Source organism: Rathayibacter sp. VKM Ac-2927, assembly GCF_022815525.1.
GTDB lineage: Bacteria > Actinomycetota > Actinomycetes > Actinomycetales > Microbacteriaceae > Rathayibacter > Rathayibacter festucae.
Genome location: NZ_JALGRT010000006.1, coordinates 155,920 through 174,235 on the forward strand (window position 1 = coordinate 155,920; position 18,316 = coordinate 174,235).

Consider the following 18,316-nt stretch of genomic DNA (forward strand, 5'->3'; position numbering starts at 1 on the left):
TATCGAGACCCACCGCCCCAGCACGACGAGCCTGCACTCCGCCCTGCCGACATCGCCGGATCTCGATACGCCCTCTGCGAGGGCTACTCGATCAGCAAAGGCCGCGGCCTCACCCGTCATGGGGAGTCCGCCGGACCCCTTCATGCTGGTCGAGCAGCCCCGCAGGGGCGTATCGAGACCCACCCGTCCGACCGCCCCCGACCGCCCCCGTCTATCCTCGACGGGTGCGTCTCGTCATCGCGCGCTGCTCCGTCGACTACACCGGCCGTCTCAGCGCCCACCTCCCCCTCGCCACCCGACTGCTGCTGGTCAAAGCCGACGGCAGCGTCCTCGTGCACTCGGACGGCGGCTCCTACAAGCCGCTGAACTGGATGAGCCCCCCGTGCATCCTCAGCACCGGCGAGCCCGACGAGGACGCCCGGGCGGCCGGCGTCCACGAGCAGTGGACGGTCACGCACCGCAAGACCGGCGACGCCCTGGTCGTCTCGATCCACGAGGTCCTGCACGATTCGGCGCACGAGCTCGGCGTCGATCCCGGCCTGATCAAGGACGGCGTCGAGGCGCACCTGCAGCGCCTGCTGGCCGAGCAGATCGATCTGCTCGGCGAGGGCCACACCCTCGTCCGGCGCGAGTACATGACGGCGATCGGACCGGTCGACATCCTCGCCCGCGATTCGAGCGGCGCCTCCGTGGCGGTCGAGATCAAGCGCCGAGGAGAGATCGACGGCGTCGAGCAGCTGACCCGCTATCTCGAGCTGATGAATCGCGATCCGCACCTCTCTCCGGTCACCGGAGTCTTCGCGGCGCAGGAGATCAAGCCGCAGGCGAGGACCCTCGCGCAGGACCGCGGAATCCGCTGCGTCGTGCTCGATTACGAGTCGATGCGCGGCGTCGACGATTCGCACACGCGCCTCTTCTAGCGCTCGCGTCCCCCTTTCCAGGGGCTCTGCGAGAATCCACGAGCGGTCGCGGAGAACAGCACGCGAAAGGCCCCGTCGACGGATCGACGGGGCCTTTCGACGATGCGGGCGCGACCTCTCGGTGCGCCCGGCGCGGCTCTACTTGTGAGCGGCGGCGTAGGCCGCCTGGACCTCGGCGGGGATGCGACCGCGGTCGGACACCTGGTGTCCGTTGGCGTTCGCCCACTCGCGGACGGCCTTCAGCTGCTTGGGGTCGCTCTTCGACGCCGAGGCGACCGACGTGGCGGCAGCGGGGCGCGAGCCGACGCGGCGGCCGTTCGAGACGAACTTCTCGAGCGCGGAGTGCAGCTCGGCGATGTTGTCCGGACCGAGGTCGATCTCGTAGTTGGCTCCGTCGATGCTGAAGCGGACGGTGCCGCCGTCACCGGAGTCGATAGGGGTTCCGTCGATATCGTCGACAAGCGTGATCTTCTGGGCCACTTTTCCTCCTGGATGTCACTGACAGGAGGAGACATTACCCCTTCCTGTCGGCGGTCGAGCACTTATCGGCGCCATTCGCCCGATTCTCCGTCGTCATCTGCGCCGATACTCAGGATAAGCGTCGAAATCGGCCTGAGAATCGGCTCATCTCTCCGGCAACCGTCGTATAGCGCAGTCGGACATCGAATGCGCGCGATTGTCGCGACTGATTCGAGAGATGGCGCGAACCCGGATACCGTGAAGACATGCCCCGGAGGAACGGACCCCCTGCCCGCCCGTCGCGACCCGGCCCGTACCGCAACACGGCGGCCCGCGAAGCGCTCGAGGCACTGGTCGCCGACGCGACCGCGGAGGGGGTCGAGCGCCTCCTGGCCGCCTGCCTCGAGGGCTCGCTCGTCGTCGATGTGACCGGCTCGCAGCCCGGTGGCGTGCCGCACGTGCGCGTGGTCGCGACGACCACCGGCGAGCAGGTGCTCCCGCTGTTCACCTCGACCGACGAGCTGCGCGCCGCCGTCCCCCGGCAGCAGCACCCGCGCGTGCAGATGCTGGTCCTGCCCGGCCGAGAGGCGTTCGCACTGATCCGCACCGCCGACTTCGTCGCCGTCCAGCTCGACGCCGGCTCGATCGCCCAGGTCGTCGCCCGGTCGTTCATCGAGCAGTCCCTCGACGCCCCGGCACCGTAGAGTGTTCCCCCCGACGGGGCACACCGCCGGGATCACGACGTCCCTCCGAGGGCAGGAGCCCGCCATGTCCGACACCACTCTCGCGCCCGACGCGCAGCCCGGCATCGAGGCGACCTGGAGCTGCATCCTCTTCGATCTCGACGGCACGATCACCGACTCGGCGCCCGGCATCACCGGCACCCTCGTCGACACCTTCGTCGAGCTCGGCCGCCCGGTGCCCACGCCCGTCGAGCTGCTCGCCTACGTCGGACCGCCGCTGCTCGACGCGTTCCGCGAGCTCGGCGGGATGAGCGTCGACGAGGCGCAGGCCGCCCTCGTCGTCTACCGCCGTCGCTACAACGCGGGCGGCCTCTTCGACTCCAGCGTCTACCCCGGCCTGCCGGAGCTGCTGGCGGGCATCGCCGCCGCCGGCGTCCCGCTCTCGCTCGCCACCTCGAAGCCGGAGTCCGCCGCGCGCCGGGTCCTCGAGCACTACGGCCTCGCGCAGCACTTCACGATCATCTGCGGCGCCTCCGAGGACGAGGTCCGCAGCGCGAAGGCGGACGTCGTCGAGGAGGCGCTGCGCCGCCTCCGCGAGATCGGCGTCGACCTCTCGACGCCCGTCATGGTCGGCGACCGCGAGCACGACGTGCACGGTGCCGCCGCGCACGGGGTGCCGACGATCATGGTCGAGTGGGGCTACGGCTCCCCGCTCGAGGCGGTCGGCACGATCGCGGTGGCCTCCGGCGCGGACGAGCTGCGAGCGCTCCTGCTGCCCTGAGGCCGGGCGCCCTTCGCGCCCCGCGCCCCGTACGATGAGGGCATGACTGGTCTGGGCGTCGTCCTCTCTTTCGTGCTCTTCCTCGGCGGCATCCTGGTGCTCGGCAACTCGTTCCTGCTGCCCGATCTCGCCGGCTTCCTCTTCTTCGGCGGGATCCTGATGATCTCGGCGTCGCTCGCGCTCGCCTTCCACCTGCTGCCGAAGTCGGAGTAGCGCCCGGGGCCCGCCGGCGATCGGACCGGCGCCGGCGGTCAGCCCAGGTAGTTCGCGTCGAGGTTGATGACGTTGCCGATGTAGACCGCCTCGCCCGCCCCCGCGACCCCGGGGTTCATCCGCAGGAGCTGCTGCACGGGGATCCCGAAGCGCTGGGCGATGTCGAAGAACGAGTCGCCCTCGACCACGGTGTAGGTCACGATGTCCCCCGCGCCGTTCGTCGTCGGCTCCCCGCTCGCTCCCGGGATCGCGCCGTTGTCGACGGCGAAGGCCGTCTCGGGGATCACGGGCACGTCGTTCGGGGTGAAGGTGACGGTCGCCTCCGGCACCGGAACGAACACCGTGGCGGTCGACTGCGGAAGGGCGGCCGTGACGGTCGGATCGGGAGTCGGCGTCGCCGTGGCGAAGACCGTCACCGTGGGCGCCGGAGCCGGCGCGGAGCAGCCGGTGAGCACCCCCGCGGCCACCAGCGCGAGCAGTGCGCCTCCCAGAACTCGTGCGCGCATGTGCTCCCCCTCGTCGCGCCCACCCCCGGGCGCACGGATCCACCCTAGGAGACGTGCAGGGCGCGGCGATGCCTGACGACGCTCGGAAGCAGGCGTGCGGCGCGGATCAGGCGTGCGGCTCGGGCAGCAGCCGCAGCCCGCCGCCGCCGTTCGCCGCGTCCATCAGCACCTCGACCCAGGACGGGTTGATCGTGGGCTGGCGGCTGCCGGCGAAGTGGAACTGCAGCGCGATGTTCGGGTTCATCCAGAACGAGTGGCGGCCGCGGGCCCCCTCGGGCATCGAGTCGAGGGTGAGGCTGAAGCGCTCGTCGCGCCGGAACTTCGCGTAGACGACGATCTGCAGGTGGGCGAGGGTCCGGTCCTCGATCTCGATCACGGCCGGCGGTGTGCCGTAGAGGAATTGACCCATGACGCCAGCCTATCCCTAGTCCGGCTCTTTACTAGAAGGTCTAGCTACTTCTCGGGTTCGTCGTCTGCGGCGGCGTCGATCTCGTCGACCGCGGCGCCCATCCGGCGGAGGAAATTGACGACGACCTCGGCCTCGCCCGCGTCGAGGTCCTCCGCGATCTCGAGCATCCGGCGGTGCATCTCCTGCAGCGTCTCGCGGACCTCCTGATCGCTGTCGACCGTCGCCTCGACGACGATGCCGCGGCGGTCGCTCGGGTGCGGCTTCCGCACCAGGTGCCCGCTGCGGACGAGCCGGTCGATCAGCACGGTGGTCGACGCGGAGGAGATCGAGAGGTGCGCGGCGAGATCCTTGGCGCTGACGAGGTCGCCCTCGCGCTGGCGCCGCAGCAGGAACTGGATCGCGATCAGGTCGGTCTCGCCCATCGCCATCTTCTCGCGGGTGCGGCGGCGCATCGCCACCTCGGAGACGCGGTACCCGCGCATCGCGCTGAGCACCTCGACGGCACGTCGCGTCGAGGAATCGTCCGGGTACCAGTAGCCGGCGCCGCCCCGGACCGTCGTCTCGCTCATCCGGCCATCCTAGACTCGCGTGCAATCAGAGCGTCTAGCGACCGGGGGCCGGTGCCGGCGGCCCGCCCGCCTACGCTGGACCGGTGACCGCCACCCTCGTCGCCAAGGGCCTCTCCGGAGGCTACGCGCACCGCACCCTGTTCGACCGCCTCGACCTCACGGTCGCCCCGGGCGACGTCGTCGGCGTCGTCGGCGCGAACGGAGCGGGCAAGTCCACCCTCCTGCGCATCCTCGCCGGCGAGACCGCCCCGCTCGAGGGCAGCGTCGTGCTCGCGCCCGGCGACGCGTTCGTCGGCTGGCTGCCCCAGGAGCACGAGCGCCGCGAGGGCGAGACCGTCGCCGGCTACATCGCCCGCCGCACCGGCGCCGCGGAGACCTCGGCCGAGCTCGATGCGGCCGCCTCCGCGCTGGCCGAGCCCGACCCCGACGGCCGCATCGCGGACCGCTACGCGCTCGCCCTCGACCGCTGGCTGGCGAGCGGCGCCGCCGACCTCGACGAGCGGACCCCGGTCGTCCTCGCCGACCTCGGCCTCGCCCTCGACCCGACGGGCCCCACCGGCGGCGTCTCCGCCGACTCCCTGATGACCTCGCTCTCCGGCGGCCAGGCGGCCCGCGTCGGCCTCGCCGCTCTCCTGCTCTCCCGCTTCGACGTCGTGCTGCTCGACGAGCCCACCAACGACCTCGACCTCGACGGCCTCGAGCGGCTCGAGGCGTTCGTCCGCGGCCTGCGCGGCGGAGTGGTGCTCGTCAGCCACGACCGGGAGTTCCTCGCCCGCAGCGTCACCCGCGTGCTCGAGCTCGACCTCGCGCAGAGCACCACCACCGTCTACGGCGGCGGCTACGACGCCTTCCTGGAGGAGCGCGAGACCGCCCGCCGCCAGCGCCGCGAGAAGTACGAGGACTTCGCGGACAAGAAGGAGGACCTCGTCTCGCGCGCCCGCACCCAGCGGGAGTGGTCGAGCCAGGGCGTCCGCAACGCGATGAAGAAGGCGCCCGACAACGACAAGATCCGCCGCAAGGCCTCGGCCGAGTCGAGCGAGAAGCAGGCCCAGAAGGTCCGCCAGATGGAGAGCCGCATCGCCCGGCTCGAGGAGGTGGAGGAGCCGCGCAAGGAGTGGCAGCTCGCCTTCACGATCGGCAGCGCCCCGCGCTCGAGCTCGGTCGTCTCGACCCTGAACGCAGCGGTGGCCCGCCGCGGCACCTTCACCCTCGGCCCCGTCTCGCTGCAGGTCGACGCCGGCGACCGGATCGGCATCACCGGCCCCAACGGCGCCGGCAAGTCGACGCTCCTGTCACTGCTGCTGGGCCGCTCCGCTCCGGAGGAGGGCGGCGCCTCGCTGGGCGCGAGCGTCGCCATCGGCGAGATCGACCAGGCGCGTGCGATGCTCGCCTCGGACGTCCCGCTCGCCGACGCCTTCGAGGCGCTGGTGCCGGAGTGGCCGACCGCCGAGGTGCGCACCCTGCTGGCCAAGTTCGGCCTCAAGGCCGACCACGTCTCGCGCCCCGTCGGCGAGCTCTCGCCCGGCGAGCGCACCCGCGCCGCCCTGGCGCTGCTGCAGGCGCGCGGCACGAACCTCCTCGTGCTGGACGAGCCGACCAACCACCTCGACCTCGCCGCGATCGAGCAGCTGGAGCAGGCGCTCGAGGCCTACGAGGGCACGCTGCTGCTGGTCACCCACGACCGCCGCATGCTCGAGACCGTGCAGCTGACCCGCCACTGGCACGTCGAGGCGGGCGTCGTCACCGAGCGCTGACCCGCGCGCCGCGGGACGCCCCTCCGCTCCCTCACTCCCTGCACTCTCCAGAAGTTGTCGTACTCGACCACCCGCGACGACAACTTTCGGACCGCGGGTGCACCCTCGACTCCCGTCACTTCTTCCGCTCTCCGAGAGTTGTCGTACTCGACCACCCGCTACGACAACTTCTGAGGAGTCGGGGCGCCGGAGTCAGAGCGACGCGGCGCGCGCCAGCAGCAGGGCGCGGGTGCGCTCGTTGCCGGCCAGCGCGGCGGCGACGGCGAGCTCGGCGCGCGCCTCCTCCCGCCGGCCGAGGCGCGCGAGCAGCTCGCCCCGCACGCTCGGCAGCAGGTGCGAGGCCCGCAGAGCACCCTCGGACGCGAGCCGGTCGACGATCAGCAGCGCGGAGGCGGGACCGGTCGCCATCGACACCGCGGCGGCGCGGTTCAGCTCGACGACCGGGCTCGGCGACACCCGCCCGAGGATCTCGTACAGCAGCACGATGCGCTCCCAGTCGGTCGCGGCGACGCTCGGCGCGATCGCGTGGCACTCGGCGATCGCCGCCTGCAGCCCGTAGGACCCGCGGCCCTTGCCTACGCGGTCGGCGCGGCGCAGCGCCTCCCGGCCGCGCTCGATCTGCCCGCGGTCCCAGCGGGTGCGGTCCTGGTCCTCGAGCAGCACCGGCGAGCCGTCGGGCGCCGTCCGCGCCGCGAACCGCGAGGCCTGCAGCTCCATCAGGGCGAGCAGCCCCTGCACCTCGGGCTCGCGCGGGAGCAGCGCGGCGAGCACGCGCCCGAGCCGCAGCGCCTCCCCCGCCACCTCCGTGCGGAGCCAGCGATCGCCCGACGTCGCGGCGTAGCCCTCCGTGAAGATCAGGTAGACGACCCCGAGCACCGCGTCGAGCCGTGCCCGCCACTCCGCCGGGTCCGGCACCTCGAACGGCACGCCCGACGCCGCGAGCGACTTCTTCGCCCGGACGATCCGCTGCTGCACGGTCGCGACCGGCACCAGGAACAGCCGGGCGATCGCCTCCGTGCCGAGCCCGCCGACGAGCCGCAGCGTGAGCGCGATGCTCGCCTCCCGCGAGAGGACGGGGTGGCAGGCGGTGAAGACCAGCCGGAGCACGTCGTCCTCGATCGGCCGCCACTCGTCGTCGACGCTCTCCTCGAGGGTGCGGGCGAGGAGGCGGTAGCGGTCGTCGAGCGCCGTCCGCCGCCGCCAGCCGTCGATCGCCCGCCGCTTCGCCACGGCCGTCAGCCAGGCCCCGGCGTTGCGCGGGACGCCGGTCGTGGGCCACTGCTCGAGCGCCTCGACCAGGGCCTCCTGCGCCAGGTCCTCGGCCAGGCCGACGTCGCCCGTCACCCGCGCGAGCGTCCCGACGATGCGCGCGCTCTCGATCCGCCAGACGGCGTCGACCCGCGCCCGGATCTCCTCCCTGGGAGGCGCCGGCGTCATGTCAGCCGTTCTCGGCGCGGGCCTTCTCGTCCTCGCGCCAGCCGGCCTCCTTCTGGAGGTACTCGTTGTCGGCGAAGTCCGCGAAGTCGCTCTCGTCGGTGACGCGGCGCACCTCCAGCGTGTTGCCGGGGACGAGCGGGCAGCGCAGCGCCCACTCCTTCGCCTCCTCCTTCGAGGAGACCTGGATGATCCAGAAGCCGTTGAACAGCTCGTGCGTCTCGCCGTAGGGGCCGTCGGTGATCGCGGCGGGCTCGGAGGAGAAGTCGACGACGAACCCGGAGGTCGCGACGTCGTCGGAGAGGCCCTCGCCGGCGAGCAGGACGCCGGCGGTGATCATCGCCTCGTTGTACTGCCCCATCCGGGTGATGATCTCGTCGAACGGGATCGCCTCGTAGGCGGCCTTCGCGGCATCGGTCGCGCGCATGATCAGCATGTACTTCACGGTGGTCTCCTCGGGATTCGCGGGCGCCCTCTGCGCCCTCCTACTATCCCGTCGAACGGCGCCCGCCGATATCGACATCCCCGTGAAAGAGATCCGAACGAGTCGCTGCCCCCGTGCTGATCGAGCAGCCCCGCAGTGCTGTCATCACACTGGTCGGCGTCTCGTCCGTGAGGGAGAGGACGCGCGGCATTCCGTTCATGCTGGTCGAGTAGCCCCGAAGGGGCGTATCGAGACCCACCACCCCCGGCACACCGGCTCCGCGGACCGCCCCGCGCCGCGGATCACCCCACCGCGTCCAGCAGCGCCCGCACCACGGCCGCCGAGCGGTCCGCCGCGTCGTCCACGTGCGCCTCGAACGACCCGGGCTCGCAGAGGTCCGAGATGCCGCGCACCGACACGAACGGCAGCCCATGCACGTACGCGGTCTGCGCGAGCGAGACCGACTCCATGTCCGTCGCCAGCGCCCCGTCGTACAGTCCGCGCACCCGCGCGACGTGATCGCCCGAGACGAAGACGTCGCCCGAGACGATCAGCCCGCGCCGCACCGTGATCGCCGCGCCGTCCGGCATCGCCGCGTCGAGATCGACGGCGAGCGCCGGCGCGTGCCCGGAGTAGCGCGCCGGCATCCCCGGCACCTGCCCCATCGCGTAGCCGAACGCCTGCGCGTCCGCATCGGTCTGCACGTACTCGTCGCCGACGACCACGTCGCCGACGCGCACCTCGGCTCCGAGCCCGCCCGCCGACCCGGCGCTGATCACCAGCGGCGCGCCACCGATCCGGAGGACCGCCGCCGTCAGCCCGCCGGCCGCGTTCACGAGCCCCACGCCGGTGCGCACGAGCAGCACCGGGTGGCCGCCGACCTCGATCGACCACTGCAGGGCGTTGCCCACGGCGACGGGCTCCGGGGCGCCGCCCGCCGCCGCGAGGAACGGCTCGGCCTCCTCGTCCATCGCGACGAGGACGATCGCCTCGACCGCGCTCACGCGGTGACCTGCTCCCACTGGTCGCGCTCCGCGAGGAACGTGCGCGCCGCGTCCTGGGCGCCCTCGAGCGAGTGGTTCGCGCCCCAGCCGCACTGCGTCTCGTTGGCGGCGGGGACCTCGGTGGCCTCGGTGATGTCGCGGAGGGTCGACTCGACCAGGTCCAGCACCTCGGCGAGCTCGGGCTCGCCCTGCAGGATCAGGTAGAAGCCGGTCTGGCAGCCCATCGGCGAGAAGTCGACGACGCGGTCGGAGTGGTTGCGCGACTTCTCCGCGAACAGGTGCTCGAGCGAGTGCACGGTCGGCATCTCGAGGTGGCCGTGGTTGGGCTGGGTGAAGCGCACGTCGTACTTGACGAGGTGGTCCCCGGCCGGAAGCGTCTTCGCGTCGGCCAGGCGCACGTAGGGCGCGGCGACGGTGCGGTGATCGAGGTTGAACGACTCGACGTTCATGCGCGGCTGATCCACGGTGGTCTCCTTCTCCTGGGGTCCCTCCATTGTCCCCCGCGCCTCCGACAGCAGCCCGAGCGCCCTGCACGCTGATCGAGCAGCCCGCCCAGCGGGCGTCCCGTGATCCACCGTCACGCCTACCGACGGTGGACGGGTCTCGATGGGCCCCGCGATCCATGCTGATCGAGTAGCCCGCGCAGCGGGCGTATCGAGATCCGCCGTCACCGAGAGCTCGTTCCGCAGCCCCGGCCGGGCCGACGGCGCCGGGCTGTGCATCCCGGCCGACCGGTGTCCGTCTGCGCGCCTACCGCGCCGCCGCGTCCTCGCCCGGCACGAAGCGGTAGCCCATCCCCGCCTCCGTCAGCAGGAACCGCGGGTGCGCGGCATCGGGCTCGAGCTTCTTGCGGAGCTGCGCGAGGTAGAGCCGGAGGTAGCCGGTGTCGGTCACGTGGGTCGGCCCCCAGATCTCGTCGAGCAGCGAGCGCCGGGTGACCAGCTTGCCCGCGTTCCGCACGAGGATCTCCAGCACCTGCCACTCCGTCGGCGTGAGCCGCACCGCTGCGCCGTCGCGCATCGCGCTCTTCGCCGCGAGGTCGACGGTCACGTCGCCGATCCTGACCGTCGGCTCGCCCTCGGCCGGCTGCACGCGCCGCGACAGGGCCCGGATGCGCGCGAGCACCTCGTCCATCGAGAACGGCTTGGTCACGTAGTCGTCGGCCCCCGCGTCGAGGGCACCGACCTTGTCCGCCGACCCGGTGCGCCCCGAGACGACCAGCACCGGCGCGCTCGTCCAGCCGCGCAGCGCCTGGATCACCTCGACCCCGTCGAGCCGCGGCATGCCGAGGTCGATCATGTAGAGGTCCGGCCGCTCGTCGATGGCACGGTTGATCGCCTCGGTCCCGTCGCCCGCGGTGACCACGTCGTAGCCGCGGGCGGTCAGGGTGATCCGCAGCGCGCGCAGGATCTGCGGGTCGTCGTCGGCGATCAGGATCTTCATGCGGCTCCTCCCGAAGCATCGGTGCGCGGGGCCCGCAGCTCGGCGGCATAGGTTTCAGCGACATCGGTCTGGGCGGCATCGGTCCGGGCGGCCGCGTCGTCCGCCACCACCGGCAGCGTCACCACCATCGTCAGCCCGCCGCCCGGGGTGTCCTCGGCCTCGAGCGTCCCGCCCATCCCCTCGGTGAACCCCTTCGACAGCGCGAGCCCCAGCCCCAGCCCGGTCGTGTTGTCGTCGTCACCCAGACGCTGGAACGGCACGAAGACCTCCTCCCGGCGCTCGGGCGCGATCCCGGGGCCGTGGTCGACGATCCGGAGCTGCGCCGTGCCGCCGAAGACGCTGGTCGACACCCGCACCCGGGTCCCCTGCGGCGCATAGCGCACCGCGTTCGCCAGGAGGTTCACCACGACCCGCTGCAGCAGCACGCCGTCGGCGAGCAGCTCCGGCCCGGCCGGATCCAGGTCGAGGTCGACCTCCCCCGGGCCGAGCCCCAGCTCGTCGAGAGCGGGCAGCACGACATCGGCCGCGTCCAGCGGCGCGAGCGACACGGCGAGCACTCCCGCCTCGAGCCGGGTCACGTCGAGCAGGTCGGTGACCAGCGCGCCCAGGGTGGTGAGGCTCTCGTCCGCGGTCGCGAGCAGCTCCGCCCGGTCGCCGTCGCTCCACTCCACGTCGCGCGAGCGCAGCCCCGAGACGGCGGCGGTGGCGGCCGCCAGCGGCCGGCGCAGGTCGTGGCTGACCGCCGAGAGCAGGGCGCTGCGCATCCGATCGGTCTCGGCCAGCGGAGCCAGCGAGCTCGCCGTCTCGCTCAGCGCCTCCCGCTCGAGCGCGGAGTCGAGCTGCGCGGCGACCACCTGCAGCAGCCGCCGCTCGCTGCCCTCCAGCTCGCGGCCGTGCAGCTCGAGCTCCGCCTGCGCGCCCACCGGGATCCGCACGGGCTCACTCGCGGCCGTCGGCTCGCCGTCCGCGGCGACCACCGTGCCGTCCCGCACCAGCCGGACGCCGGTGAGGCCGAACGCCTCGCGCGCGCGCTCGAGGATCGCCTGCAGCGCACCCTGGCCGCGGATCACCCCGCCCGCGATCGTCGCGAGCAGCTCCGCCTCGGCTCCGGACCGCTTCGCCGCGCGGGAGCGCCGGGCCGCCCTGTCCACCACGGCGCTGACCAGCACGGCGTTCAGGACGTAGAGCGCGAGCGCGAGCTCGTGCAGCGGCTCGTCGACGGAGACCGTGTAGAGCGGATCGACGAAGAAGTAGTCGAGGGTCAGCCCCGAGAGGACGGCCGCGAACAGCGCGGGCCAGAGCCCGCCGACCAGCGCGACGAGCACGACGAGCAGCTGGTACGAGAGCACGTCGCTGGTGATCGACTCGTCGCTCCGCAGGCTCGCCATCAGCCAGGTGACCAGCGGCCCGCCGACCAGCGCGAGGGCCGTGCCGAGCAGCCGGCGCCGCAGCGTCAGCGCTCCGCCGAGGCGCGGCAGCACCGCCGCGCGACCGGCGGCCGAATGGCTGACGATGTGGACGTCGATGTCGCCCGACTCGCGGATCACGGTCGCGCCGATCCCCGGAGTGAGCGCCGCGGCGAGGCGGCTGCGCCGGCTCACGCCGAGCACCAGCTGCGTGGCGTCCACGGAGCGGGCGAACGCGACGAGCGTGCGCGGCACGTCCTCGCCGACCACCTGGTGGTAGCTGCCGCCGAGCGACTCGACGAGCGCGCGCTGCGCCGCGAGCACCTCGGGCCGCGGCGTCCGCAGTCCGTCCGGCGTCAGCACGTGCACGGCGAGCAGGTCGCCGCCGGAGGCGCGCGCGGCGATCCGCGCACCGCGGCGCAGCAGAGTCTCGCCCTCCGAGCCGCCGGTCAGCGTCACGACCACGCGCTCGCGGGCGGCCCAGGTGCTGTCGATGCCGTGCTCGCCGCGGTAGTCGCGGAGCGCACTGTCCACCTCGTCCGCGAGCCAGAGCAGTGCCAGCTCGCGCAGCGCGGTGAGCGTGCCGAGGCGGAAGCGGTGCGAGAGCTCGGCGTCGATCCGCTCGGGCGGGAAGACGCGGCCCGCGGCGAGCCGGTCGCGCAGCGCCTGCGGAGCGAGGTCGACGAGCTCGATCCGGTCGGCGGCGCGGAGCACGGCGTCGGGGATCGTCTCGTGCGGCCGCGCCCCGGTGATCGCCTCGACGACGTCGTTCAGCGAGGCGATGTGCTGGATGTCGACGGTCGTGAGCACGGTGATGCCGGCGTCGAGGAGCTCCGCCACGTCCTCCCAGCGCTTCCGGTGCGACGAGCCGGGAGCGTTGGTGTGCGCGAGCTCGTCGACCAGCGCGATGTCCGGTCGGCGGGCGAGCACCGCCACCGGGTCCATCTCCTCGAGTCGCGCACCGCGGTGCAGGACCGCGCGCCGCGGGACGACCTCGAGGCCCGCGATCCTCGCGGCGGTCTCGGCGCGGCCGTGCGTCTCGACGACCGCGATCACGACGTCGCGGCCCTCGGCGGCGAGGCGGCCGCCCTCCTCGAGCATCGTGGACGTCGTGCCGACGCCGGGCGCGGCTCCCAGCAGCACGCGCAGGCGGCCCTTCGTCATGCTCCGGCCCCCACCCTCGGCTCGCGAGATCGGCTCCGGCACGCACGATCGCGGCGTTCCGGCGAGCCGAGGCTGATTCTACGAGCCCGAGGTGCGCCGCGAGCCTCAGCGCAGGCGGTACGCCTTCCAGAACTGGCGCATGGTCAGGCCGTACTCCTTGCGGAAGAGCCGGGCGGCGGTCACGTACTCGTGCAGTCCGCACCGGGCGGCGAGCACCTCGAAGCCGTCGGGGTTGTCGGCCGCGCTGATCTCCGCGGCGAGCGCCGTCAGGCGACTGGTCCGGATGTACTCGGAGAGGGTCGGTCCGTCGCTCGCGAAGAGCCGGTGGATCGTGCGGGGACTGGTGTGGAAGACCTCGGCCAGGGTGCCGACGGTGAGATCGCGCTGGGCGAGGTGGTCGCGCACGTAGCCCTCGACGTGCTCCCGGGAGAGCTTGATCCGATCGAGGTCGCCGACGGCGAGGTGCGACCGGTTCGCGAGCGACGCCTCGATCAGTCCGGTCAGCTGCGCGAGCTGCGCGCGGAACGCGTCCGGCGAGATCGAGTCCTGCGAGGCGAGCTCGTGCGAGAGGGTCTGGAACAGGCGCATCAGTCGCGGCGGCGAGATCACCTCCAGCCCGTAGAGCGGGACGGAGGCCCGCAAGCGCTCGCTCAGCTGATCGACCGGAATGCTGATGAAGATGCACTCGGTCACGTCGTAGGTCTCCGAGGACACCGGCTCACCGCCGCCCGCGATGGCGATGGAGCCCCGCGTGAGGCGATAGCGCTGAGTGCCGACGGAGATGAAGCACTCGCCCTCGATCAGCGCCACGATCTCGATGCGATTGCTTCTCGGGAATCCGAGGGAACTCGAATCCGGTGAGGTGAAGTAATTGGCGCGCGCGGTCATCCGCTGAGCACTCACCTGATCGATGACCACTCGCTCCGACTCCGCCTCGAACGCCTCTCGACTGCGCGGATGGAATTCACCGACTCCCATCCACTCGCTGATCGCCTTCTCGGCGCCCGGACCGCTGAAGCGCTGCCGATCGATGCGGCAGGGCGAGCTCGGCCTGAGGGGGGAGTCCGTGGACGGGAGGGTCTCTTTCATCACTGCTGTTTCATCTCGAGGATCGGCTACGAGCGCCCGGAACGGGATCCACTCGCCACACGTCCGCGACGGCAGGACATGTGAATTCTCAAAGCCACAACCTGCTCATCCGCACGCTGAACGGGGACTGCTGCGGGGTGACCGAGCGGTGAGTGTAACAGGAGAGAGGGCGCCGAATTCAAGTCCGGCGCCAATTGAGTGATTCCCCGCCGGATCAGCTGATCTCCGCCATCTTCGATTCCCCGTCTTTCCGCGGATGGATGTCTTTCTATACGCAAGCATCGACCTTTATATACGTCCTCATGAACGAAGAGCACTTTCAGGTTCCGGACATGGATCACCGAGCCTCATCAGCCGTTCCCGTCATCTCCGATGATCCGTGCCAGAGATTTCGGGACGCCGCGCGGTCGGCTCACCATCGATGTCGACCCCGCGAAAACCGCTCTGCCGCCCACGAGGCCGGTTCAGATCGTCGTCCGCCGCGACCGTCGCTCGCCCTCCCCACCCACGAAAGGGACACCCGAGAATGAGACCACGACTCCGCCGCCTCCTGGCCGCCGCCGCCCTCGCCGCCGCTGTCGCCGTTCCGAGCGCCGTCGCCGTGGGCGGTGCCGCACCGGCCGCCGTCGCCGACACCGCGAGCGCCGTCCCCGACCTCCGCGTCTCCTACCTCCAGCTCGGAGCGACCGGCTCGCTGGCGCAGATCGATCCGGCCGGCATCGCCGCCTCGAACGTGATCGTGTTCGCCTTCGCCGACCCGGCGAGCAGCACGGCGGATCCCGCGACCCTCGCGGCGATGCAGAAGGTCATCGACCAGGAGGCGAAGGGCACGGTGAACCTGCTCAGCCTCGGCGGGCAGACCGTCACCCGGGACACCGTGAACGCCGGCACGGCGAGCGCCGTCGGCTCCCGGCTGCTCGCGCAGATCGAGGACTACAACGCGAAGCTCAGCGGCGGGAGCATCACGGGCGTCGACCTCGACCTCGAGAACGGCATCGACGCTCCGACGATCAGCGCCCTCGGCGCGACCGTGAAGGGCGCGGGCCTCTCCCTCGCCGTCGCACCGCAGGTCTACCTGAGCAGCGGGACCGAGGTGGACCCGGCCGCGCCCACGAACCTGACCCTCACCTCCGGTGTCCACGACGGCGCGAACGACCAGTTCGGTCCGCTCCTGAAGAGCGGCACGGTCGACTACCTGCTCGCCCAGACCTACAACACCGGCGGCTGGACGGTCGGCGGCGCCGCCGAGAAGGACCCCGGCTTCTTCAGCACGATCGCCCGCGCGCTGAACAGCGCGGTGCGGTCCGACTGCTCCGCCGCCACCTCGCTGTGCATCGGCGAGGGCACGAGGATCGTGATCGGCCAGGTCAGCAACGCCGGCGCCAGCGGCACCGCGAACAACGTCTTCGGCGGATCCGGCGCCGCCGCCTACGACCAGGCCGCGGTGCTCGCCGACCTCGCCGCGCAGTGGAAGGCGATGAAGGCGAAGCCCGAGCTCTACGGTCACGTGACCGGCGTGATGCAGTGGTCGCTCAACAACGACTACGCGCCCGCGGCCTGGGGAGACACCTCGGCCGTCCCCGGCGCCTTCAGCGTCGCGCTCTTCGGGGCGGCCGCGCCGGCACCGGCTCCGTACTTCCTCCTCCAGGTGAGCAACACCGGCCCGGACAGCCCCGACTCGGGCGCCTACGCCTCGGCCACGCTCGTGGTCGACGGTCAGTACTGGATCTTCGGCAACAAGTGGGGCTCGGCACTGAGCCCGGGCGCCAACGAGTCGTTCGGCACCTCGGCGTCCGCCAAGAACCCCGCGACCCCGTACGTGATCAACAGCAGCAGCCTCGACTCGATCTTCAGCGGCGGGAAGAAGTCCTTCACCACCTCGCAGGTGCTGATCAACGGCTACTCCGCGCAGAGCGACGTCGCCTCACCGGGTGAGCAGTACGCCTGCCCGGTCGGATCGGGCTACACGTTCGAGGCCGGGCACTCCTACAACGTGCAGGTCAACGCGAACTCGGGCTTCAAGTCCTGCGCCATCTCGAAGGTCAACTGACCCTTCCCGCACTCCTCGGGCGGGCCGCGCCGTTCCCACACTCCGCTGCGGCCCGCCCGAGGTCGCGACCGGCTCCCCTCCGGTCGCCCTTCCGCTCTCCCGGTCACCCCGACCCGGAGAGCCAGAACGAGAGGAACACCCCATGTCCCGTCACCTGCTCCCCAAGGCGATCGCCGGAGTCGTCCTCGTGGCCGGCGTCCTGACCGGCTGCGCGCCGGCCACCGGAACCGCCTCGCAGTCGTCCACGAGCTCCAGCTCCGCCGCCGCGAAGACCACGGCGCCGTCGACGGTCGCGCCGGCCGGCGAGAGCCGCGAAGGCGCGTTCGAGGGCCTCAACGGCAAGAAGGTCGCCGGCACCGCGACCGTGTCGGGAAAGACGGTCGACCTCAGCGGCTTCTCCTCCGACGAGGGCCCGGACCTGCACCTCTACCTGACGAACGGGACCGACGAGAAGGCCGTGAGCGCCGGAGTCGAGCTGGGCCCGGTCTCCTACGACACGAAGACCCAGAGCTTCGACGTGGGCGACGCCGCCGACTACACCTACGTGGTCGTGCACTGCGACAAGGCGAAGGCCGTCTTCGGCGCGGCGAAGCTCTCGTGACGCGGCCCGGGTGGCGCTGGGCGGCCGCGGCCCTGGGCACCGCCGTCCGCGTCGCCCTGGGCCTGCTCTGGATCAACGAGGGCGCGATCAAGCTGCGATCCGGATTCGGAGCCTCCGACATCCTCCTCGTCGCCGACGGCGCCGCGGAGAACGGGCGAGTGCCCGACTACTTCCAGCTCTTCGCGTCGACGATCCTGCACGATCAGGCCGGTCTCTTCGGCTTCGTCACCCCGCTCGTCGAGATCGGGCTGGGCGTCGCGCTGATCGCGGGGATCCTCACCGCGCCGGCCGCGCTCGCCTCGCTCGCGACGCTGCTGATGTACTGGTCGGCCGATCAGCTCATCGACGAGTACCCGGTGATGGCGCTGCTGTCGGGCATCGTCCTCGGCTTCTCCACCACCTGCTCGCGGATCTCCGCGACGAGCGCCGTGATCCGCGTCCTGCGGTCCCGGCACGGCACGCCGGCCGCCGTCCTGGAGCGACCGGAGCTGCGCCGCTGGCTCTGACGACGCAGAAGGCGCAGACGGAGGCGGGGACCCCGGAACGAGCTCAGCTCCTGTTCCGGGGTCCCCGCCTTCCGCGTCACACCGTGATCGGGGCGCTGCTGCTGGTTCTGCCCAGCGCTGCGAAGACCGCTTCCTCCGCCCCCGGGTAGACGGGGCCCTGCGTCACGGTGGCCGTCACGGCGAAGGTTCCGGAGGGGAGCGGGGTGAAGACGCTCGGGACCGCGGGCTGCCTGATCAGGTCGCCGACGACGAAGGTCGAGCCGTCGCGGAGATTCGTCGCCACGTTGGTCCGGTAGACGCCGGCGGCGATCGGAACGTGGGCGTTGCGCGGACCGTCGGAGACGATGCCGTCTCCCCAGGACGCGACGTCGTGCTCCGAGACGATGTCGACGCGGGAGTCGACGGGCAACGTCAGCGGCGTCCCGAACTCCGCCGCGGGCCCGCCGACCCGCACCACGAGGGCGAACGCACCGGGAACCGCGCGATCCGGTGCGAGGAAGACGCCGAGCCAGGGCGCACCGCTCGGGGTCACGGTCGAAGCGGAGGCGCCCGGGGCGCTCAGAGCAGCGACGACCACGGGGGCTGACCAGGCGGCGGCGAGACCGGCCCGACGGGTCAGACCCGCTGTGGTTGCGCTGTCATTTTGGGAGTCGAAGGGCATGGCGGTTCCTCTTTCGTCGTGGTCAGTGCTCGGTCGCACTCCCGAGCCTAGGAGGAGGGTGCTCGCCGGGGCAGGGCGGAGGAGCCCCCCTTCCGTGCCACGCGGGAGGCGGACGAGGAGTCCCGCCTCAGCGGCAACGGCGCGCACCGGCGCTGCGCGTCGCGGCTCCGCACCCTCCGGCTGAGAGCGTTCTCACCCAGTGCTGGCGGGGATCGACCAGCGGAAGATCACGGTTCGGCA

At 72.0% G+C, this 18,316-nt stretch carries 20 protein-coding genes; 8 read left to right on the forward strand and 12 right to left on the reverse strand.

All coding sequences use genetic code 11. From position 1 onward, the window contains the following. The first annotated feature begins 224 nt into the window (after window positions 1-224). Window positions 225-920: an endonuclease NucS gene (gene nucS / locus MT353_RS17215; RefSeq protein WP_123706083.1), complete on the forward strand. Its 696-nt coding sequence runs from the start codon at window positions 225-227 to the stop codon at window positions 918-920. A gap of 138 nt (window positions 921-1,058) precedes the next feature. Here the strand turns inward: nucS and MT353_RS17220 are convergent, their stop codons facing one another. Further along, window positions 1,059-1,400, reverse strand: coding sequence for an Lsr2 family protein (locus MT353_RS17220; protein ID WP_160086045.1), 342 nt, complete (start codon window positions 1,398-1,400; stop codon window positions 1,059-1,061). A 245-nt stretch (window positions 1,401-1,645) separates the two neighbouring features. Between MT353_RS17220 and MT353_RS17225 the strand changes: the two genes are divergently transcribed. The 3 genes from MT353_RS17225 to MT353_RS17235 all read left to right on the forward strand — a co-directional run bounded on the left by MT353_RS17225 (window position 1,646) and on the right by MT353_RS17235 (window position 3,056). Beyond that, a complete protein-coding gene (locus MT353_RS17225) occupies window positions 1,646-2,083 on the forward strand; it encodes an SseB family protein (protein ID WP_123447212.1) in 438 nt (145 codons plus the stop codon). A 64-nt stretch (window positions 2,084-2,147) separates the two neighbouring features. Then, complete coding sequence (locus MT353_RS17230) at window positions 2,148-2,843, forward strand: HAD hydrolase-like protein (RefSeq protein ID WP_159421707.1); 696 nt, start codon at window positions 2,148-2,150, stop codon at window positions 2,841-2,843. A gap of 42 nt (window positions 2,844-2,885) precedes the next feature. Then, on the forward strand, window positions 2,886-3,056 hold the full coding sequence (locus MT353_RS17235) for a hypothetical protein (protein WP_164874567.1): 171 nt from the start codon (window positions 2,886-2,888) through the stop codon (window positions 3,054-3,056). A 38-nt stretch (window positions 3,057-3,094) separates the two neighbouring features. On the opposite strand, the gene MT353_RS17240 is transcribed toward MT353_RS17235, so the two are convergent. From MT353_RS17240 to MT353_RS17250, 3 genes are all read right to left on the reverse strand, one after another. Then, on the reverse strand, window positions 3,095-3,562 hold the full coding sequence (locus MT353_RS17240; RefSeq protein ID WP_243625425.1) for a LysM domain-containing protein: 468 nt from the start codon (window positions 3,560-3,562) through the stop codon (window positions 3,095-3,097). Between the two features lie 106 nt (window positions 3,563-3,668). Beyond that, complete coding sequence (locus MT353_RS17245; RefSeq protein ID WP_123447216.1) at window positions 3,669-3,971, reverse strand: ATP-dependent DNA ligase; 303 nt, start codon at window positions 3,969-3,971, stop codon at window positions 3,669-3,671. A gap of 44 nt (window positions 3,972-4,015) precedes the next feature. Further along, window positions 4,016-4,540 (reverse strand): MarR family winged helix-turn-helix transcriptional regulator, encoded by a 525-nt coding sequence (locus MT353_RS17250; protein ID WP_243625426.1) that lies wholly within the window; start codon window positions 4,538-4,540, stop codon window positions 4,016-4,018. An 83-nt stretch (window positions 4,541-4,623) separates the two neighbouring features. Here MT353_RS17250 and MT353_RS17255 point away from each other — a divergent pair, with 83 nt between their 5' ends. Beyond that, window positions 4,624-6,294: an ABC-F family ATP-binding cassette domain-containing protein gene (locus tag MT353_RS17255; RefSeq protein ID WP_243625427.1), complete on the forward strand. Its 1,671-nt coding sequence runs from the start codon at window positions 4,624-4,626 to the stop codon at window positions 6,292-6,294. Window positions 6,295-6,486: 192 nt separating this feature from the next. On the opposite strand, the gene MT353_RS17260 is transcribed toward MT353_RS17255, so the two are convergent. The 7 genes from MT353_RS17260 to MT353_RS17290 all read right to left on the reverse strand — a co-directional run bounded on the left by MT353_RS17260 (window position 6,487) and on the right by MT353_RS17290 (window position 14,258). Then, window positions 6,487-7,731 carry an RNA polymerase sigma factor gene (locus MT353_RS17260; protein ID WP_243625428.1) on the reverse strand — a complete coding sequence of 415 codons (1,245 nt, stop codon included), beginning with the start codon at window positions 7,729-7,731 and terminating at the stop codon, window positions 6,487-6,489. Between the two features lies 1 nt (window position 7,732). After that, entirely contained in the window at window positions 7,733-8,173 is a 441-nt protein-coding gene (locus tag MT353_RS17265; RefSeq protein WP_173252136.1) for a YciI family protein, read from the reverse strand. Between the two features lie 281 nt (window positions 8,174-8,454). Next, window positions 8,455-9,156 (reverse strand): 5'-methylthioadenosine/S-adenosylhomocysteine nucleosidase, encoded by a 702-nt coding sequence (gene mtnN / locus MT353_RS17270; protein ID WP_243599391.1) that lies wholly within the window; start codon window positions 9,154-9,156, stop codon window positions 8,455-8,457. Then, window positions 9,153-9,650 (reverse strand): S-ribosylhomocysteine lyase, encoded by a 498-nt coding sequence (locus MT353_RS17275; protein WP_374204721.1) that lies wholly within the window; start codon window positions 9,648-9,650, stop codon window positions 9,153-9,155. Before MT353_RS17275 ends, mtnN begins: the two co-directional genes overlap by 4 nt. A 256-nt stretch (window positions 9,651-9,906) precedes the next feature. Further along, on the reverse strand, window positions 9,907-10,599 hold the full coding sequence (locus MT353_RS17280) for a response regulator (RefSeq protein WP_243625429.1): 693 nt from the start codon (window positions 10,597-10,599) through the stop codon (window positions 9,907-9,909). After that, window positions 10,596-13,169 carry an ATP-binding protein gene (locus MT353_RS17285; protein ID WP_243625430.1) on the reverse strand — a complete coding sequence of 858 codons (2,574 nt, stop codon included), beginning with the start codon at window positions 13,167-13,169 and terminating at the stop codon, window positions 10,596-10,598. The genes MT353_RS17280 and MT353_RS17285 overlap by 4 nt, the downstream gene beginning before the upstream one ends. Before the next feature lie 105 nt (window positions 13,170-13,274). After that, complete coding sequence (locus MT353_RS17290; RefSeq protein WP_308197337.1) at window positions 13,275-14,258, reverse strand: hypothetical protein; 984 nt, start codon at window positions 14,256-14,258, stop codon at window positions 13,275-13,277. Between the two features lie 526 nt (window positions 14,259-14,784). Here MT353_RS17290 and MT353_RS17295 point away from each other — a divergent pair. The 3 genes from MT353_RS17295 (at window position 14,785) to MT353_RS17305 (ending at window position 17,415) form a co-directional block, all read left to right on the forward strand. Further along, complete coding sequence (locus tag MT353_RS17295) at window positions 14,785-16,308, forward strand: hypothetical protein (RefSeq protein WP_243625431.1); 1,524 nt, start codon at window positions 14,785-14,787, stop codon at window positions 16,306-16,308. A gap of 142 nt (window positions 16,309-16,450) precedes the next feature. After that, window positions 16,451-16,909, forward strand: a complete 459-nt coding sequence (locus MT353_RS17300; protein WP_123447228.1) for a DM13 domain-containing protein — start codon at window positions 16,451-16,453, stop codon at window positions 16,907-16,909. Next, window positions 16,906-17,415, forward strand: coding sequence for a DoxX family membrane protein (locus tag MT353_RS17305; protein WP_243625432.1), 510 nt, complete (start codon window positions 16,906-16,908; stop codon window positions 17,413-17,415). Before MT353_RS17300 ends, MT353_RS17305 begins: the two co-directional genes overlap by 4 nt. Before the next feature lie 76 nt (window positions 17,416-17,491). Here the strand turns inward: MT353_RS17305 and MT353_RS17310 are convergent, their stop codons facing one another. Beyond that, complete coding sequence (locus tag MT353_RS17310) at window positions 17,492-18,076, reverse strand: hypothetical protein (RefSeq protein WP_243625433.1); 585 nt, start codon at window positions 18,074-18,076, stop codon at window positions 17,492-17,494. Window positions 18,077-18,316: the final 240 nt, after the last annotated feature.

Bases quoted from the DNA above. Each gene is read 5' to 3' on its own strand.
- MT353_RS17275 (WP_374204721.1), bottom strand. From the start codon at position 9,650: ATGGAGGGACCCCAGGAGAAGGAGACCACCGTGGATCAGCCGCGCATG.
- MT353_RS17300 (WP_123447228.1), top strand. From the start codon at position 16,451: ATGTCCCGTCACCTGCTCCCCAAGGCGATCGCCGGAGTCGTCCTCGTG.
- MT353_RS17240 (WP_243625425.1), bottom strand. From the start codon at position 3,562: ATGCGCGCACGAGTTCTGGGAGGCGCACTGCTCGCGCTGGTGGCCGCG.
- MT353_RS17235 (WP_164874567.1), top strand. From the start codon at position 2,886: ATGACTGGTCTGGGCGTCGTCCTCTCTTTCGTGCTCTTCCTCGGCGGC.
- MT353_RS17230 (WP_159421707.1), top strand. From the start codon at position 2,148: ATGTCCGACACCACTCTCGCGCCCGACGCGCAGCCCGGCATCGAGGCG.
- MT353_RS17295 (WP_243625431.1), top strand. From the start codon at position 14,785: ATGAGACCACGACTCCGCCGCCTCCTGGCCGCCGCCGCCCTCGCCGCC.
- MT353_RS17280 (WP_243625429.1), bottom strand. From the start codon at position 10,599: ATGAAGATCCTGATCGCCGACGACGACCCGCAGATCCTGCGCGCGCTG.
- MT353_RS17285 (WP_243625430.1), bottom strand. From the start codon at position 13,169: ATGACGAAGGGCCGCCTGCGCGTGCTGCTGGGAGCCGCGCCCGGCGTC.
- MT353_RS17290 (WP_308197337.1), bottom strand. From the start codon at position 14,258: ATGAAAGAGACCCTCCCGTCCACGGACTCCCCCCTCAGGCCGAGCTCG.
- MT353_RS17310 (WP_243625433.1), bottom strand. From the start codon at position 18,076: ATGCCCTTCGACTCCCAAAATGACAGCGCAACCACAGCGGGTCTGACC.
- MT353_RS17250 (WP_243625426.1), bottom strand. From the start codon at position 4,540: ATGAGCGAGACGACGGTCCGGGGCGGCGCCGGCTACTGGTACCCGGAC.
- MT353_RS17245 (WP_123447216.1), bottom strand. From the start codon at position 3,971: ATGGGTCAATTCCTCTACGGCACACCGCCGGCCGTGATCGAGATCGAG.
- MT353_RS17260 (WP_243625428.1), bottom strand. From the start codon at position 7,731: ATGACGCCGGCGCCTCCCAGGGAGGAGATCCGGGCGCGGGTCGACGCC.
- MT353_RS17225 (WP_123447212.1), top strand. From the start codon at position 1,646: ATGCCCCGGAGGAACGGACCCCCTGCCCGCCCGTCGCGACCCGGCCCG.